The sequence below is a fragment of the uncultured Nocardioides sp. genome (assembly GCF_947489365.1).
Lineage (GTDB): Bacteria > Actinomycetota > Actinomycetes > Propionibacteriales > Nocardioidaceae > Nocardioides.
This window is the reverse complement of the sequence record NZ_CANLDB010000002.1, coordinates 620,018-635,697: the sequence shown is the minus strand read 5'-3', so window position 1 is coordinate 635,697 and position 15,680 is coordinate 620,018. Positions and strand designations below refer to the sequence as shown.

The following is a 15,680-nucleotide window of genomic DNA, read 5'->3' as shown; positions in this document are numbered from 1 at the left end:
GCTGGTGAAACCCCGGCTGGGCTGACGAAGTTTCGCCAGCCCAGTCGGGGTTTCGTCCGCCCGGTCGCCGCGTCCGCCGGTCCGGTCCCCGCGAGCGCCGTACGCCGCTCTCGGCAGGTCCCACCTGCCCCACCGGCCTCCGGTTTCGCCAGCCGGCTGGTGAAACCCCGACCGGGCTGACGAAGCTTCGTGGGCCAGGACGGGGTTCCGTCAGCCCGGCCCCGCCCGGCGGGCCTCAGCCCGGCCCCGTACGCCCGGCCACTCCCGCCGGCCCGCCGGCCCGCCGGCCCGCCGGCCCGCCGGCCCGCCAGCCCGCCAGCCCGGCCACTCCCGCCAGCCCGCCAGCCCGCCGGCCCGCCGGCCCGGCAGCGACGAGGCGGGGTGGGCCGACTTGGAGGCCCGCTGGAGGGGCGACTACAGTTGCGGGGTTGCCTCGGCGAGGGAGAGCGACCCGGGTCCGGCCCGGAGGCGCCTCCGTGATCGACGTTGGCGGGCGCTCCGCGTGCCCGGCGTCGAGTCCCTCCGCCGGGCCCACCCGCCACCACGCAGACGTACGAGGAGTGCCCCACCCATGGCCAGCGAGAAGATCACCGCCGAGACCCGCACCGAGTTCGGCAAGGGCGCCGCGCGTCGCATCCGTCGCGCCGACAAGGTGCCCGCCGTGATCTACGGTCACGGCAACGACCCGGTCCACATCAGCCTGCCCGGTCACGCGACCTGGCTGGCGCTGAAGAACGGTGGCGCGAACGCGCTGCTGGAGATCGACGTCGAGGGCACCACGCAGCTCGCCCTGACCAAGCAGATCCAGACCGACCCGATCCGCCGCACCCTGGAGCACATCGACTTCGTCGCCGTGCGCCGCGGCGAGAAGGTGACCGTCGACGTCCCGATCGTCGTCGTCGGCGAGGCCGGCCCGGAGACCCTGGTCGTGACCGAGGCCGGCACGGTCTCCCTCGAGGCCGAGGCCACCGCGATCCCCGAGTCGATCGAGGTCTCCGTCGAGGGCGCCGAGGTCGGCACCCAGATCCCGGCCGCCGAGCTCGTGCTGCCCGAGGGCTCCACGCTGCTCACGGACCCCGAGGCGCTGATCGTCAACGTCACTAACGCGCCCACCGCCGCCGAGGTCGAGGCCGAGCTGGAGGAGGCCGAGGCCGAGGCCGGCATCGAGCGCGACGAGTCCGACGAGGAGGCCGAGGCCGCTGCCGAGGCCACCGAGGGCGAGTCCGACGACGACGCGTCCGGCGAGGCCGAGGACTCCGAGAAGGAGTGACCGCGGACGACGGCGGCTGGCTGGTCGTCGGTCTCGGCAACCCGGGACCGTCGTACGCCGGCCACCGCCACAACGTCGGCTACCTGGTGGTCGACGAGCTGCTGAGGCGCCTCGGCGGCCGTCTGCGCGCCCACAAGTCGGGCCGCGCGGAGGTCGCCGAGGAGCGCCTCGGACCGCCGGGACCGGACGCGCCGCGGGTGGTGCTCGCCCGTCCCCGCACCTACATGAACGACCTGGGCGGGCCGGTCAAGGCGCTCGCCGGGTTCTACCGCGTCGAGCCGGCCCGGATCGTCGCCGTCCACGACGAGCTCGACCTGCCGTTCGGCAGCCTGCGCTGCAAGCTCGGCGGCGGTGACAACGGCCACAACGGCCTCCGCTCGATGCGGACGTCGCTCGCGACCGGTGACTTCCACCGCGTCCGGGTCGGCATCGGGCGTCCGCCCGGGCGCCAGGAGGTCTCGGACTTCGTGCTGTCCGACTACTCCCGTCGCGAGCGTCCCGAGCTCGACCTCCAGGTCGCGCTCGCCGCGGACGCCGTCGAGTCGCTGGTGACCGACGGCCTGGAGCGGACGCAGCAGCGCTTCAACTCGTGAGGTCGCGCAGGGACCCCGGCGCTCAGCGGGCGCCGAGCGCCATGACGATCAGGGTGAGCTGGCGCTCGAACGCCGCGTCGGGGTCGTCGAAGAACCGCGACAGGTGGCCGAACAGCTCGAGCGCCACGAACCCGTGCATCGCGGCCCAGCTGGTCACGAGCAGGTTGAGGTCGTTGTCGGCCATGTCCAGGCCGGCGCCGCTGAGGTAGGTCATCGTGCGCTCCGACAGCGGGTTCGGACCCGTGTCGGCGAACCTCGAGGAGATCTCGCCCGTGGCGACGCCCTGGACGTACGTCGCGAGCGGGACGGCGAAGAAGTCGACGAGGGTCTCCGGGTCGACGGCGCCGGGGCCCTCGCCCAGGTCCTCCTGGTCGGTGCCGAAGATCAGGGTGAACTCCGCGGTGTGGTCGTGCGCCCAGACGCGGTAGGCCCGTCCGAGGGCCCGCAGCCGGTACGCCGCGGCCTCGTCCGCCGTCTCCGCGGCCACCTCGTGGAAGCGTCGGGTGATCGAGGCGTAGGCGTCCTTCGCGACGGCCCCGACGAGCTCCTGCTGCGAGCCGAAGTAGCGGTAGATGGCCGAGGGGGTCAGGCCGACGTCGCGGGCGACCGCGCGCAGCGAGAACCGGGCCGACGAGGCGAGCGTCAGCTGCTCGCGGGCCGCGGCCTTGATCTCCTCGACGGTCTGACGACGGGCGCGTTCACGGCGGGTCTCGACCGGGGCGTCCGAGGAGTCCGAGGAGTCCGAGTCGTCGCGGCTCTCCGGGGTCGCGGCCGAGCTCATCGGCGGTCGCCTCCTTCCGGGCGGCACCTCTCCACCGCTCCCGAGTCGCGGCCGGCGCGCGGCCCCCACGGCCCGCCCGGTCCGGGACGAGGGTATCGGTACGTGGTCCGCTCAATGAATGCTCAGCGTTTGCGCCAGGAATAATGGTTCCGATTGACAACGCTGTTCGTGACTGTGGACAGTGTTCTTCAAGTGAAGGCGAAGTGGGGCAGGCTCGTGCGCGACGCGCACCGGGTCTGACCTGGAGCCACCGGGCAACGGTGGCACGGCCGGGGTCGTCTCCGGTTTTATCGAGGGGGGGCCTCGAGTTGACGAAGCAACGAGCGCTGGGCAGCACCCAGCTCTCCGTGGCCGGCCGCGTGCCGCCCGCGGGGGCTGCCGGTGACCCCGTCGCCGCCGGCGACGACCGTGTCGTCGCCCGGGAACCGTCCGTGCCGCGGAACGTGTCGTCGATACTGCCCGCCCCGGCGGGTCCCGACTACGCCCGTCCACCGCGCGCCGCCTCCCTGGGGGCGGTGCGGTCCCTGGCGGACCTCCTCGTCCTCGTGCTGGCCGTCGTCGGCGCCGCGACGTACGCCGGGTCGCCCGGCGCCCTGACCGCAGCCTCGCTCGGCGGCTGGCTGGTGGCCTGCGTCGCCTTCGGCGCCGGGAGGTCCTCGACGGCGATCGCCTGGGACGTCCCGCTGCGCGCCGGGTTCTACGTCGCCTCCGCCGCCGCCATCGTCGCCGTCCTCGCGGGCACCGCCCGCGCCGTCGTGCTCGACGTGATGCTCGTCGCCGTGCTCGCGACCGCGGTCGCCCTCGTCCTCTGCGCCCTGCGGGTGTGGCGCCGCGGGCCGAAGCGCGTCCTCGTGGTCGGGGAGCCCGAGGTCACCGCCGCGGCCTTCCGCCGCTGGTCCGACCGCCGCGACGCGATCGTCGTCGGCCTCTGCGACATCACCGTGGACGGTGACCCCGGCTACGTGCACCGCTACCCGGGCGCCCCCATCGAGGAGGGCCACTCCGACATCGCGGCCGCCGTGACCGCCTGGAAGGTCGACCTCGTCCTCGCCACGAGCGGTGCCGGGATCGGGACCGACACCTTCCGCAAGCTCAGCTGGCACCTCGAGCACACCGGGGCCGACCTGGGCGTGCTCGACGAGTCCGGGTCGCTCGCGCCGCACCGCATCTCGGTGTCCGGCGTCGCCGACAGCACCGTCGTCTCCGTGGCCCCGCCGCGTCCGCGCATGCTGGCCGCCGTCGCCAAGATCCTGTTCGACCGGCTCGCCGGCCTGGTGCTGCTCACGATCGCCGCGCCGGTCATCGGCGTCGCGGCCCTGGCGATCCGCCTCGACTCCCGCGGTGACGCCCTCTTCACGCAGACGCGCATCGGCCGCTACGGCCGGCCCTTCACGATCTACAAGCTCCGCACGATGACCGACGACGCGGAGGACCGGCGCACCCTGCTCACCCACTCCAACGAGTCGGACGCGGTGCTGTTCAAGATCCGCCGCGACCCGCGCATCACCCGCGTCGGTCGCCTGCTGCGGATCACCTCGCTGGACGAGCTGCCCCAGCTCATCAACATCGTCAAGGGCGACATGTCGCTCGTCGGTCCGCGCCCGGCGCTGCCGGAGGAGGTGGCCCTGTACGACGAGGCCACCCGCCGCCGCCTCGCGGTGAAGCCCGGCCTGACCGGGCTCTGGCAGGTCAGCGGCCGCTCGGACCTGGCCTGGGAGCGCGCCGTCGCGCTCGACCTGCACTACACCGACAACATCACCGTCGGCGGCGACCTCGCCATCTGCCTGCGGACGCTGCGCGCCGTGCTGCGCAGGGACGGTGCCTACTGATGGGCACCGGCTGATGGACCCCGCCGACCGCGGCTCGGGGGGCGGTCCGGTGCTGCTGGTCAGCACCCAGGGCGGTCACCTGGCCCAGCTCCTCGCGCTCCGGGGCTGGTACGCCGCCCACGACCGCGTCTGGGTGTGCCCCGACACCGCCGACGTCCGCGACAAGCTCGCGGACGAGCGGGTGGTGACGTCGTACTCGCCGACCACGCGCCACGTGCCGAACCTCCTGCGCAACCTGGGGCTCGCGCTCCGGGTGGTCCGGGCCGAGCGGCCGGCGCTCGTGCTCTCGACCGGCGCGGGCGTCGCGGTGCCGTTCTTCGTCGTGGCCTGGCTCATGCGGATCCCGACGGTCTTCATCGAGGTCTACGACCGCGTCGACTCGGCCACCATGACCGGCCGCCTGGTGGCGCCCTTCACGACCCGACGGATCGCCCAGTGGGACAGCCAGCTCGACGTGTACCCCGACGCGCGCCTGGTGGGGCCGCTCCTGTGAGTGCACCCCTCTCGGGACCCGTGCTGTTCCTGACCGGAACCGACCACCACCCGTTCGACCGGCTGGTGGAGCTCGCCGACGGCTGGAGCGACCGGTGTGGCCGCGAGGTGCGCGTCGTCGTCCAGCACGGCACCTCCCGGGCCCCGCGCCGGGCGGAGGGTCACCCCCACCTGCCCTACGCGCAGCTGCGCTCCCTGATCGCCGAGGCCTCGGCGGTGGTGTGCCACGGCGGTCCCGGCCTGATCAGCGACGCCCGTCGCCTCGGCCACCGACCCGTCTGCGTGCCCCGCGACCCCGGTCGCGGCGAGCACGTCGACTCCCACCAGCTGCGCTTCGCCGCCGCCGCCGAGCGCGCCGGGCTGGTCCGCCTGGCCCTCGACGCCGACGACCTCGACCGTGAGGTCCACGCGGCGCGGGCCGAGGGCAGGGTCAGGCCGGTCGGCGGGCCCGAGGCCGTCGTCGACCCCGTGACCCAGGCCTCGCTCCGCCGGCTCGGCGACGAGCTGGACGGTCTCCTCGGCTCCCGTCCGCGCCGACGCTCCAGCCTCGTGCGGACCCTGCGCTCACGCGTGGCCGGACGTCGCGTCGTCGACCTCGCGGAGCCGCCGCGCCGGGACGCCGCCGTACACGCCGCCGGGGGCGCAGTCGCTCGCGACCACGGCACCGGCGGCCACGACGCAGCCGTCGCCGACGACCACGCCGGGCAGCAGCGTGGCCCGGGCGCCGAGCCACACGCGGTCGCCGACGACGGTGGTGAGGTAGCGCGACTCGCTGGTGGCGCCGCCGGCACCGTCGCGGTCGTGGGTCGCGGTGAGGATCATGACCTGCGGGCCGAGGTGGCACCGCTCACCGATGTCGACGCGTCCCCGCGCGACGTCGAGGTAGCAGTCGTGGTTGAGGAAGGTGCCGCGCCCGATGTGCAGGTCGGTGCCGGTGATCCGGGTGCCGCTGAAGATGTTCGGGGTGCGCACGTCGAGGCCGGCGAGGCGGTAGACCGCGAAGCGCAGGGGCCGCGGGGTCAGCGCGGACCCGGCGAGCACGGTGAGGACGAGGTGCCGGACGGCGATGGCGCCGTCGAGGCGCAGGGCCCGGAGCAGGGCGGCGAGCATGCGCCGAGGGTAGAGCACCGGCAGGTCCGCCGATGACCGTCACCGACCTGGTCCGCCAGCACCCCGGCCGCCGCGTGGCGCCCCGCGAGGAGCGTCGCGCCGACGGGCGCGCCGCGGTGGCGCGGGCCGCCCGCCCGCTCGCCGTCCTGCTGCTCGGCTACCCGCTGTGGTGGGTGCTGGGCATCCAGATCCCGCTGTGGCCCGTCGCCGCGCTCCCGCTGCTGGCCTGGCTCGTCACCAACCGCCGCCAGGTCGTCCTGCCGCCCGGGTACGGCGTCCTGCTGGTCTTCCTCGGCTGGGTGCTGATCTCGGCGCTCATGCTGACGTCCGCGCGGTACGCCCTGGCGTACGGCCTGCGCACCACGCTGTACGTCGCCGTCGCGATCATGGCGTTCTTCGTGTGGAACGCCCTGCACCGTGGGCTCGACCGCCGCCGGGTGCTCGGCTGGCTGCTCGCCCTCTGGGGCGCGGCGGTCCTGCTCGCCCTGCCGGGGCTGCTGGTCGCGCCGCTGGAGATCCCGACGCCGTTCGGCACGGCGCTGCGCACGGTCGGCATCAACAACCCGTACGTCGTGGCGATGACGCGCGCCCGCTTCACCGAGTTCGACCAGCTCTACCAGACCGCCCGGCCCGCGGCGCTGTTCCCGTACACCAACGACTGGGCCGCGGCGATGGGGATCCTGACCCCGGTCGCCGTCCACGGCGCCCTCACCGCGGCGACCCGTCGTCGCCGCGTCCTGATCGCCGTCCTCCTGGCGGTCTCGGCGGTCCCGATCCTGATCTCGGTGAACCGCGGCGCCTGGGTGTCCATCACCGTCGCCGTCGTCTACGTGATGGTGGTCCGGGTCGCCGCCGGCCGCCCGAAGGTGCTCCTCGGCGTCCTGGGGGGCGCCGGGGTCGTCGCCACCGTCGTCGCCACCGTGCCCGGGCTGCTCGACACCCTCACCAGCCGCTTCGAGTACAGCAACGTCAGCACCCGCGAGACCCTCTACCAGGCCTCGTGGGAGCTGGCCCTGCGCTCCCCGTTCTTCGGGTACGGCGCCCCGCAGTCCTCGGAGGGCCTCGCCGACAGCAACGACGTCTCCATCGGCACCCACGGGCAGCTCTGGACGACCATGGTCTCCCACGGCCTGGTCGGCGCCGCCCTGCTGCTCGGCACGATCGCCGCGATCTGGTGGCACTCCCGGCCCGCCCGCGCCGCCTCGCCCGACCTGTGGCTCCACGCCACCGGCGTCGTGGTCGTCGTGCAGACCGCGTTCTACGACATCCTCCCGGTCCCGCTCGCCACGGCGCTCTTCGCGCTCGCGGTGTGCGCGACGGGGAGGAGGGGGGAGGGGACCGACCGGTCCGCCGACCCCCGCACCACACCCGAGCCCGCCGGCGGTCCGTACCTCGACCGCCGACGCCCCGAGAGGAAGCACTCCTGATGAGCGCCCACACGCCTGAGCCCCTGCGTCCCGTGACGGGGATCCTCCCCGCCGCCCGCGACCGCTGGGTCCTCCTGCTCGTCTGCACGCTCGCCGGCATCGGCCTCGGGGTGGCCGCGATCCCGCTCGCGCCCGTCTCGGCCACCGCGACGGCGACGGTGCAGGTGGGGCCCGGCCTGGTGCGGATCCTGGAGCTGGCGCCGGCGCCTGCCTCGGCGGAGGACTCGGTCGCCCTGGCCGCGACCCGGCCGGTCCACGCGGCCATCGCCGAGGAGCTCGGCACGGACGTCGAGGAGGTCGAGGACAGCCTCACCGTCGCCGTGCGCGACGGCACCTCCTTCATCGACTTCCGGTACACCGCCCCGACGGCCGTCGACGCCGAGGCCGGGGCGGACGCCGCCTCGGTCGCCTACCTGGAGGCCGCCCAGGCCGACGCCTTCGAGCGCTGGCAGCGACAGAAGCAGAAGGTCTACAACCTGATCGAGACGGCCCCGGCCACGCAGACCAACCGGCTGCGCCAGCAGAGCCAGAGCCTGAACAGCACGATCGTCGACGTCGGCCAGATCGCGCAGCCGGCCGAGGACACCGCCGAGGAGAGCGCGCTGCCCACCGGGGTGCTGCCCCTCGCGGGTGGCCTCGCGGGCCTGCTGCTGGCCGTGGTGGCGGCGTACCTCCTGGAGGCCCGCTCGCCGCGCCTGCGCCGCCGGGGTGCGGTGTCCGTGCCCGGCGTCCGTGACCTCGGTGCCCTCGAGGGCCGGGCCAGCGTCGGGATCGCCGGCGTCGCCGCGATGCTCGGGGTCGGGCGCCGCCTCGGCGGGGTCGACGGCGACGACGCGCGCCACGTCCGCCTCGGTGTCGACGTCATGGCGAAGGGTCGCGACGACCTCGTCGGCGTCGTCCGTCGCCAGCTCGCGGAGGCCGCACCCGACCTCGAGGTCCGGGTCGTCCCCGTCGACCTCGAGACCGTCGACGGCCTCGACGAGGCCGCGTCCTGCGACGGCATCGTCCTCATCGGCGTCGAGGGCATCACCCGCGTCGACGAGATCGACCAGACCGTGGCCCGCCTCGACTTCGTCGACGCCCCCTGCTTCGGCATCGCGACGGCCGGCGGCCGCAGGTGGGCGGCCTCGGCGTGAGCGCACAGGGGACGGGCACGCAGCCGCCGGTCGGGGTCGTGATCGCGACCCGCGACCGGTTCGGCCTGCTGGCACGCGCCCTGGAGGCCGTCTGGACGCAGAGCTACGCCGGCGAGGTCAACGTCGCCGTCGTCATCGACGGGGAGGTCCCGGACCACCTCGAGCTCCCCGAGCCGCCCGAGCCCGACCGGCAGACCCTCACCGTGCACCTCAACCAGCGCGAGCCCGGGCAGTGCGGTGCCCGCAACACCGGCATGGAGGCGCTCACCGAGGACTACCTCGCCCTCTGCGACGACGACGACGTGTGGACGCCGGACCGGCTCGCGCTGGGCGTGGCCGAGCTCGAGGCGCACCCCGAGTCGGTCGCCGTCGGCGGCAGCATCCGCATCGTCCGCGGCGACACGGTCACGCTGCGCCGGGCTCCGTTCGCCGAGGTGGGCCTCGACGAGCTCCTCGCGGACCGGATCATGGAGCTGCACTCCTCGGCGATGCTGTTCCGCCGGGAGCCGCTGGAGAAGGTCGACGGCTGGGACGCCTCCCTGCCCGGGGGGTACGCCGAGGACTACGACCAGCTGCTCAAGCTCGCGCGCCTCGGAACGATCCGCCTGGTGCCCGAGGTGGTCGCGGACATCGAGTGGAACGGCGGCTCGTTCTTCTTCAGCCGGTGGCGCATGATCGCCGACGCCCTGACCGAGATGCTGCGGCGCTACCCGGAGTTCGAGCGCCAGCGCGCCGGCCGGGCCCGCATCGAGGCGCAGATCGCCTTCGCCCACGCCGCGCTCGGCGAGCGGGCGGAGGCCCGCCGGTGGCTGCGCGCCGCCCGCGCCGACAACCGCCGCGAGCCGCGCATCGCGCTCACGCTGCTCGTGCTGTCGCGGGTCGTCTCCGCCGACCGGCTGCAGCGCGCCCTCCACGCGAGGGGCCGGGGGATCTGATCGTGACCGTGTCCAGCGAGCCCACCGAGCGTCGTCCCGACGCCGGTCGGACCCCCGGTCCCACCCCCGCCGGCGCGGACCGGAAGGGCCTGGCGCGCTCCGGGGCGATGACCCTCGCCGGCTCGGTGTACGCCGCGCTCGCCGGCTTCGCCCTGACGGTGCTGGTCGGCCGCTGGTTCGGCGCCGAGCTGTCCGGCCTCTACTTCATGGCCGTCGCCGTCTTCATGATCCTCAACGTCGTGGCCATGGCCGGCGGCGACAGCGGCCTGGTCCGCAGCGTCGCGGCGTACCGCGCCACCGGCGCCCACGAGGACGCCTGGTGGGTCTCGAGCGCGATCCTCGCCCCGATGCTGGCCTGGAGCCTCGTGGTGGCCGGCGGCCTCGCCGCCCTCGCGGGCCCGCTGGCCGCCGTCCTCACCCCGGACGACGTCAACCTCGGCCGCACCTTCCTGCTCGTGCTCGCGCTCACGCTCGTCTTCTCGGCCGTCGGCCAGGCGAGCGTCAACGGCACCCGCTCGCTGGGTGGCGCGCGGACCTTCGTCCTGCTCTACCAGGTCTGGCTCCCCACCGGCCGCCTCCTCCTGCTCGGTCTGCTCTGGCTGACCGACGGGCCGACGGCGCTGCTGCTGTGGACCTGGACCGTCCCCCTGGTCCTGATGGACCTCGTGGCGTTCGGCCTGCTGCGCCGGACGCTGCGCCACGATCGCCTGGCGTCGGGGATCGCCCCCCGACCCCGACGCCAGGTCCTGCGTGAGGCGTGGGCCTTCAACCTGCCCCGCGGCCTCGCTTCGCTGTGCGAGATCGGCATCAAGTGGGCCGACGTGCTCCTCGTCGGTCTCCTGCTGGGTCCGGCCGCCGCCGGCGTCTGGGCGGCCGCGAGCCGCTTCGTCACCACCGGGATCATGGCGATGGAGGCGCTGCGGATCGTCACCGCGCCGCTGCTCGCCTCCGCCTTCGCCCGCGACCGGCACGACGAGGCGGCCGAGGTGCACGCCATGTCGACGACCTGGCTGGTGCTGCTGTCCTGGCCGATGTTCCTGACCCTCGCCGCCTTCTCGCCGCTCGTGATGTCGCTGGTCGGTCCCGAGTTCACCGCCGCGGCCCCCGCGCTGACCGTGATGTGCCTGGGCCTGCTCGGCTACCTGGCGCTCGGCAACATCAACTCGATGCTCCTCATGGCCGGCCTGAGCCGGCTCACCGCGGCCAACTCGGTGGTCTCGCTCGGCCTCAACCTGGGCCTCGGCCTGCTGCTGATCCCGGTGTGGGGCCTCCCGGGCGCGGCCGTCGCGTGGTGCCTGGCGCTGACGAGCGACTCGGTCCTCTGCGCGCTGCGGCGCCGCGGCCGCGTCGACGTGGCGCTGCCCTGGCGCGAGGTCGGCCTGGCCGGCGGCGTCGCCGTGCTCGCCTTCGGGCTGCCCGCGCTGGCGGTGGTGCTGGTCCTCGGCCCGGGCCTGCTCGGCCTGGCCGTCCAGCTGCCCGTCTCCCTCCTCCTGTACGTCGCCCTGCTGCTGCCGCTGCGCCACCGGCTGCACCTCGGCGAGGTCCGCGCACTGATCGGAGCACGACGATGACCAGCGCAGCCACGAGCCCGTCGACCCTCGCCAAGCGGCTGCTGCCGCAGGGCGCCAAGGACGTCGTCGAGTCGGGCATCCGCGCCGCGACCACCGCGAGCGCCGGCCTGCGGCAGGGCCCGGACTTCCTGGTGGTCGGCACCAAGCGCGGGGGGACGACGTTCACCTGGTCCACGCTGGTCACCCACCCGCAGGTGATGACCACCGTCCCTGCCGCGAAGAACATCAAGAGCCCGCACTACTTCTACCGCTACACCGACCGCGGGCCGGACTGGTACCTCGGCCACTTCCCGACCCGGGCCGCCCGCCGCCGGCACGCGGCCCGGCACGGGGCCGCGGTGGCGTTCGAGGCCAGCCCGTTCTACCTGTTCGACCCCCGCGTCGCCGAGCGGGCCCGCGCGCTGCTGCCCGCGGCGAGGATCGTGATGCTGCTGCGCGACCCCGTCGTCCGCGCGCGCTCGCACCACCAGGAGCGCACCCGCGCCGGCGTCGAGACCCTGCCGTTCGCCGAGGCGCTCGCGGCCGAGCCCGAGCGGCTGGCCGGCGAGCAGGAGCGGATGCTCACCGAGCCCGGCTACTACAGCCGCCCCTGGGACTGGTTCTCCTACCGCACCCGCGGCGAGTACGCACCGCAGGTGAAGCGGTGGTTCGACGCCTACGGCCGCGACCGCGTGCTCGTCCTGCGCAGCGAGGACCTGTACGCCGACCCCGACGACACCCTGGGCCGCATCCAGGAGTTCGTCGGCATCGACCGGGTCGGGCTGGCGGGTGCCAAGCGCAACCGCGGCCGTCCGGAGGACCCGATGGACCCCGCGCTGGAGGAGGGGCTGCGTGCGCACTACGCCCCCCACAACCAGGCCCTCGCCGACCTGCTCGGCGAGCCGACGTGGTGGTGAGCCCGGGTGATCTTGTGGGATTGCTGAGTCGTCGCCGGGCGGCGCTTGAGGTGCCCCGCGCACCGTGGAGGCAGCGCGTCGCACGAGCGTGCGCGCCCCCTTCGTCGCAGGAAGAGTCGTGAGCATGTCGCGTCGTACGTCCTCGGGTCGCACCGGTCTCCGCCGTGCTGCGACGTTCCTCGCCACCGGCCTCGTCTCGCTGGGCGTGGTGACCGCCCTGGGCGTCGCGCCCGCCCAGGCCTTCGACCCGGTGCACACGGCGATGCAGGGCTCCCCGACCGCGACGGGTCAGACGAACGGTGCCGTGTGGACCCTCGAGGTCGCGGGCGGCCGCATCTACGCCGGCGGCGAGTTCACCTCGACGCGCCCGTCGGGTTCCGCCCGCGGCACGGGGGAGACGCAGATCGCGAACCTCGCCGCCTTCGACGCGACCACCGGCGCCCCGATCACGTCGTTCGCGCCGCAGCTGACGAACGCCTTCACCGGCCGGCAGGGCGTCGTCCGCGCCTCGGTGCTCACCCCGGACGGCTCCCAGCTCATCGTCGGCGGCGACTTCAACCGGGTCGACGGCCAGCGGGCCGACTACCTGGCCCGCTTCGACGCCGCCACCGGCGCGTTCCTCGGCGGGGTCGGGCAGAACGGCGTCGACGGACCCGTCAGCTCGCTGGCGGTCTCGCCCGACGGCACCGCCCTGTACGTCGGCGGGCGCTTCAGCCGCGTCGGCAACGCCACCCGCCGCAACGTCGGCGCCATCAGCCTGACCACGAACCGGACGCTCCCGTGGGCGCCCACCGTCGCGCTGCCGACCAGCAACGAGGCCCTGCGCGTGACCGCGCTGGCCGTCTCCTCCGACAACCAGCGCGTGTTCCTCGGCGGCCCGTTCCGGCAGGTCAACGGCCAGGCCCAGCAGGGCTTCGCCGCCACCAACGCCGCGGACGGCACGCTCGCCGCGGGCTTCCGCGGCGACTACCTCTTCGCGCCGTACAGCTGGGGCACCGCGATCGAGGTCGCCGGCAACGAGGTCTACGTCGGCTCCCGGGCCGACAACACCGGCGGTGACCTCCGCCGTACCGAGGGCGTGACCAGGCTGGACGCCACCACGGGTGCCCGCACCTGGTACGCCAACTGCTACGGCGACACCTTCGGGCTCCAGGTCCTCGGCGACGAGGTGTACGTCGCCACCCACGCCCACGACTGCTCGCGGGCCGGTGGCCACCCCGAGGTCAACCCCCGCACCTACCTGGCGGTCGTCGCCCTGAACCGGTCGACCGGTGTCGTGCGGCCCTACTTCGTGCAGACCGACGGCGTCGAGCAGGACCAGCGCAGCCTGCTGCTGTCCCGGGCCCTCGCCAGCGACGGCACCCAGCTCGTGATGGGCGGCGGGTTCAACAAGGTCAACGGCTCCGACCAGGAGAACCTTACCCGCTTCCTGCCGGGCTCGGCAGCGCCGGAGCGGGCGGCGTACCCGACGGCGACCGCGGGGCCGGGCTACGTCGACCTGCGGATCCGGCTCGGCTACGACCGCGACGACACCCAGCTCACCTACGAGGTGTTCCGGGGGTGGCGGACCGACGTGCCGGTGTACTCCGAGACGCGCGAGTCGGTGAAGTGGCGCACCGAGTCCTTCACATGGCGCGACACCGCGGTCACGCCGGGCCAGAAGGTCTACTACCGGGTCCGGGTCAGCGACCCGGCCGGCAACCAGGTCATGAGCGTCCGCACGCCCGACACCACGGTCGGTTGAGCTGATCACATGAGTCCCGTGAACCCCCTTCGCCACACGAGAACACCGTTCACGGGAGGTCTTGCGGAAACCTTGAGTTTCCGCGTCGAGGCGCTTGAGCCCAGTTACCTACCGTTCACTGAGCAGAGCGACGCGGACAGGGCCGCGCCGCGCCCACACAGGAAGACCACGTGAGCATGTCGCGTCGCACGATCTCGGGTCGCACCGGCTTCCGCCGGGCCGCGACGCTCCTGTCCGCCGGTCTGCTCTCCCTGGGGGTCGTCACGTCCCTCACCACCGCACCCGCCCAGGCTTGGGACCCCGTCCACACCGTGATGCAGGGCTCCCCCACCACGATGGGCCAGACCAACGGCGCCGTGTGGACCCTCGAGGTCGCCGCCGGCCGCATCTACGCGGGGGGCAACTTCACCTCGACCCGCCCGTCGGGCGCGGCCCGCGGCACGGGCGAGACGGGGGCCGCCAACCTCGCCGCGTTCGACGCCACCACCGGCGCCCCGATCACCTCCTTCGCGCCCCAGCTCACGAACTCCTTCAACGGCAACCAGGGCGTCGTCCGCACCTCGGTGCTGACCCCGGACGGCTCGCAGCTGATCGTCGGCGGCGAGTTCAACCGCGTCGACGGCCAGCGCGCCGACTACATCGCCCGCTTCAACGCCAGGACGGGCGCGTTCCTCGGCGGGGTCGGCCAGAACGGTGTCGACGGCCCGGTCGGGGCGCTCGCCGTCTCGCCCGACGGCAGCACCCTCTACGTCGGCGGTCGCTTCAGCCGGGTCGGCAACGCCAAGCGCAAGAACCTCGGGGCGATCAGCCTCGTCACCAACCAGACCCTGCCGTGGGCACCCACCCTCGCCTCCCCGACGCGGAACGAGGCGCTGCGCGTCTCGGCCCTCGGGGTCTCCTCGGACAACCAGCGCGTGTTCGTCGCCGGCCCGTTCCAGCAGGTCAACGGCCTGGCCCAGCAGGGCTTCGCGGCCACGAACGCGTCCGACGGCTCGCTGGCCGCGGGCTTCGCGGGCAACTACCTGACCCCGCCGTACAGCTGGGGCACGGCCATCGAGGTGGCGGGCAACGACGTGTACGTCGGCAGCCGCGACGACTTCTCGCCCTCCGCGGACCGCACCGAGGGCGTCAACTCCATCAACGCCACCACGGGCGCCCGCACCTGGTACGCCAACTGCTACGGCGACACCTTCGGCGTCCAGGTCGTCGGCAACGACGTCTACGTCGCCTCGCACAACCACAACTGCGGGGCGCTCGGCGGCCAGCCGGAGCTCAACCCGCGCACCTACCTCGCCATCCACGCCCTCGACCGGGCGACCGGGCAGCTGCGGCCCTACTTCGTGCAGACCGACGGCACCAAGCAGGACCAGCGCAGCCTGCTGCTGTCGCGCGCCCTGGCCAGCGACGGCAACCAGCTCGTCATGGGCGGCGGCTTCAACTCCGTCAACAGCAGCCCCCAGGAGAACCTCACCCGCTTCCTCGCGGGGTCCTCGGCGCCCGAGCGCGCGGCGTACCCCACCGCGACGGCGGGTCCCGGGTACGTCGACCTGCGGGTGCGGCTCGGCTTCGACCGCGACGACGTCAACCTGACCTACGAGGTCTTCCGCGGCTGGCGCACCGACGTCCCGCTGTACACCGAGACGCGGGAGTCGGTGAAGTGGCGCACCGAGACGTTCACCTGGCGCGACACCGGGGTCACCACGGGTCAGAAGGTCTACTACCGGGTGCGGGTCAGCGACCCCGCCGGCAACCAGGTCATGAGCGTCCGCACGCCCGACGTGACGGTCGGCTGAGCGCGGGCCCCGGATCCTCCGTTCCCGCCGGGAGGCCCTCGCCGGCGGGGACGGAGCCGTCGATGCCCACGCCTGCCGCACACTGAGGCAGCACCTTCCTGCA

13 protein-coding genes and 1 pseudogene are annotated in these 15,680 nt (G+C 74.1%); 12 read left to right on the top strand and 2 right to left on the bottom strand.

The genetic code is table 11. The annotated features are described in order from the left end of the window. The first annotated feature begins 571 nt into the window (after positions 1-571). Entirely contained in the window at positions 572-1,270 is a 699-nt protein-coding gene (locus tag Q0858_RS08465) for a 50S ribosomal protein L25/general stress protein Ctc (RefSeq protein ID WP_299052700.1), read from the top strand. Beyond that, positions 1,267-1,863 carry an aminoacyl-tRNA hydrolase gene (gene pth, locus Q0858_RS08460; RefSeq protein WP_299052697.1) on the top strand — a complete coding sequence of 199 codons (597 nt, stop codon included), beginning with the start codon at positions 1,267-1,269 and terminating at the stop codon, positions 1,861-1,863. Before Q0858_RS08465 ends, pth begins: the two co-directional genes overlap by 4 nt. 22 nt (positions 1,864-1,885) lie before the next feature. Here the strand turns inward: pth and Q0858_RS08455 are convergent, their stop codons facing one another. Then, positions 1,886-2,644 (bottom strand): TetR/AcrR family transcriptional regulator, encoded by a 759-nt coding sequence (locus tag Q0858_RS08455; RefSeq protein WP_299052695.1) that lies wholly within the window; start codon positions 2,642-2,644, stop codon positions 1,886-1,888. A 308-nt stretch (positions 2,645-2,952) separates the two neighbouring features. On the opposite strand from Q0858_RS08455, the gene Q0858_RS08450 reads away from it, so the two are divergent. The 3 genes and pseudogenes from Q0858_RS08450 to Q0858_RS21525 form a co-directional block, all read left to right on the top strand. Then, positions 2,953-4,473 (top strand): exopolysaccharide biosynthesis polyprenyl glycosylphosphotransferase, encoded by a 1,521-nt coding sequence (locus Q0858_RS08450; RefSeq protein ID WP_299052693.1) that lies wholly within the window; start codon positions 2,953-2,955, stop codon positions 4,471-4,473. Between the two features lie 13 nt (positions 4,474-4,486). Further along, positions 4,487-4,966, top strand: a complete 480-nt coding sequence (locus Q0858_RS08445; RefSeq protein ID WP_299052690.1) for a UDP-N-acetylglucosamine--LPS N-acetylglucosamine transferase — start codon at positions 4,487-4,489, stop codon at positions 4,964-4,966. Then, positions 4,909-5,364 (top strand): annotated as a pseudogene (locus tag Q0858_RS21525) (glycosyltransferase); the annotation flags it as partial. The gene Q0858_RS08445 and the pseudogene Q0858_RS21525, both read left to right, overlap by 58 nt. Before the next feature lie 165 nt (positions 5,365-5,529). On the opposite strand, the gene Q0858_RS08440 reads toward Q0858_RS21525, so the two are convergent. Next, complete coding sequence (locus tag Q0858_RS08440; RefSeq protein WP_299052686.1) at positions 5,530-6,075, bottom strand: DapH/DapD/GlmU-related protein; 546 nt, start codon at positions 6,073-6,075, stop codon at positions 5,530-5,532. Between the two features lie 32 nt (positions 6,076-6,107). Between Q0858_RS08440 and Q0858_RS08435 the strand changes: the two genes are divergently transcribed. From Q0858_RS08435 to Q0858_RS08405, 7 genes are all read left to right on the top strand, one after another. Beyond that, positions 6,108-7,502: an O-antigen ligase family protein gene (locus tag Q0858_RS08435; RefSeq protein WP_299052684.1), complete on the top strand. Its 1,395-nt coding sequence runs from the start codon at positions 6,108-6,110 to the stop codon at positions 7,500-7,502. Next, complete coding sequence (locus tag Q0858_RS08430; RefSeq protein ID WP_299052682.1) at positions 7,502-8,638, top strand: hypothetical protein; 1,137 nt, start codon at positions 7,502-7,504, stop codon at positions 8,636-8,638. Before Q0858_RS08435 ends, Q0858_RS08430 begins: the two co-directional genes overlap by 1 nt. Then, entirely contained in the window at positions 8,635-9,573 is a 939-nt protein-coding gene (locus Q0858_RS08425; RefSeq protein ID WP_299052680.1) for a glycosyltransferase family A protein, read from the top strand. Before Q0858_RS08430 ends, Q0858_RS08425 begins: the two co-directional genes overlap by 4 nt. 2 nt (positions 9,574-9,575) lie before the next feature. Further along, complete coding sequence (locus tag Q0858_RS08420) at positions 9,576-11,144, top strand: MATE family efflux transporter (protein ID WP_299052677.1); 1,569 nt, start codon at positions 9,576-9,578, stop codon at positions 11,142-11,144. After that, on the top strand, positions 11,141-12,040 hold the full coding sequence (locus Q0858_RS08415; RefSeq protein ID WP_299052674.1) for a sulfotransferase domain-containing protein: 900 nt from the start codon (positions 11,141-11,143) through the stop codon (positions 12,038-12,040). The genes Q0858_RS08420 and Q0858_RS08415 overlap by 4 nt, the downstream gene beginning before the upstream one ends. Before the next feature lie 124 nt (positions 12,041-12,164). After that, positions 12,165-13,784 carry a hypothetical protein gene (locus Q0858_RS08410; RefSeq protein WP_299052671.1) on the top strand — a complete coding sequence of 540 codons (1,620 nt, stop codon included), beginning with the start codon at positions 12,165-12,167 and terminating at the stop codon, positions 13,782-13,784. Positions 13,785-13,960: 176 nt separating this feature from the next. Further along, positions 13,961-15,577, top strand: coding sequence for a delta-60 repeat domain-containing protein (locus tag Q0858_RS08405; RefSeq protein ID WP_366916003.1), 1,617 nt, complete (start codon positions 13,961-13,963; stop codon positions 15,575-15,577). The last annotated feature ends 103 nt before the right edge of the window (positions 15,578-15,680 follow it).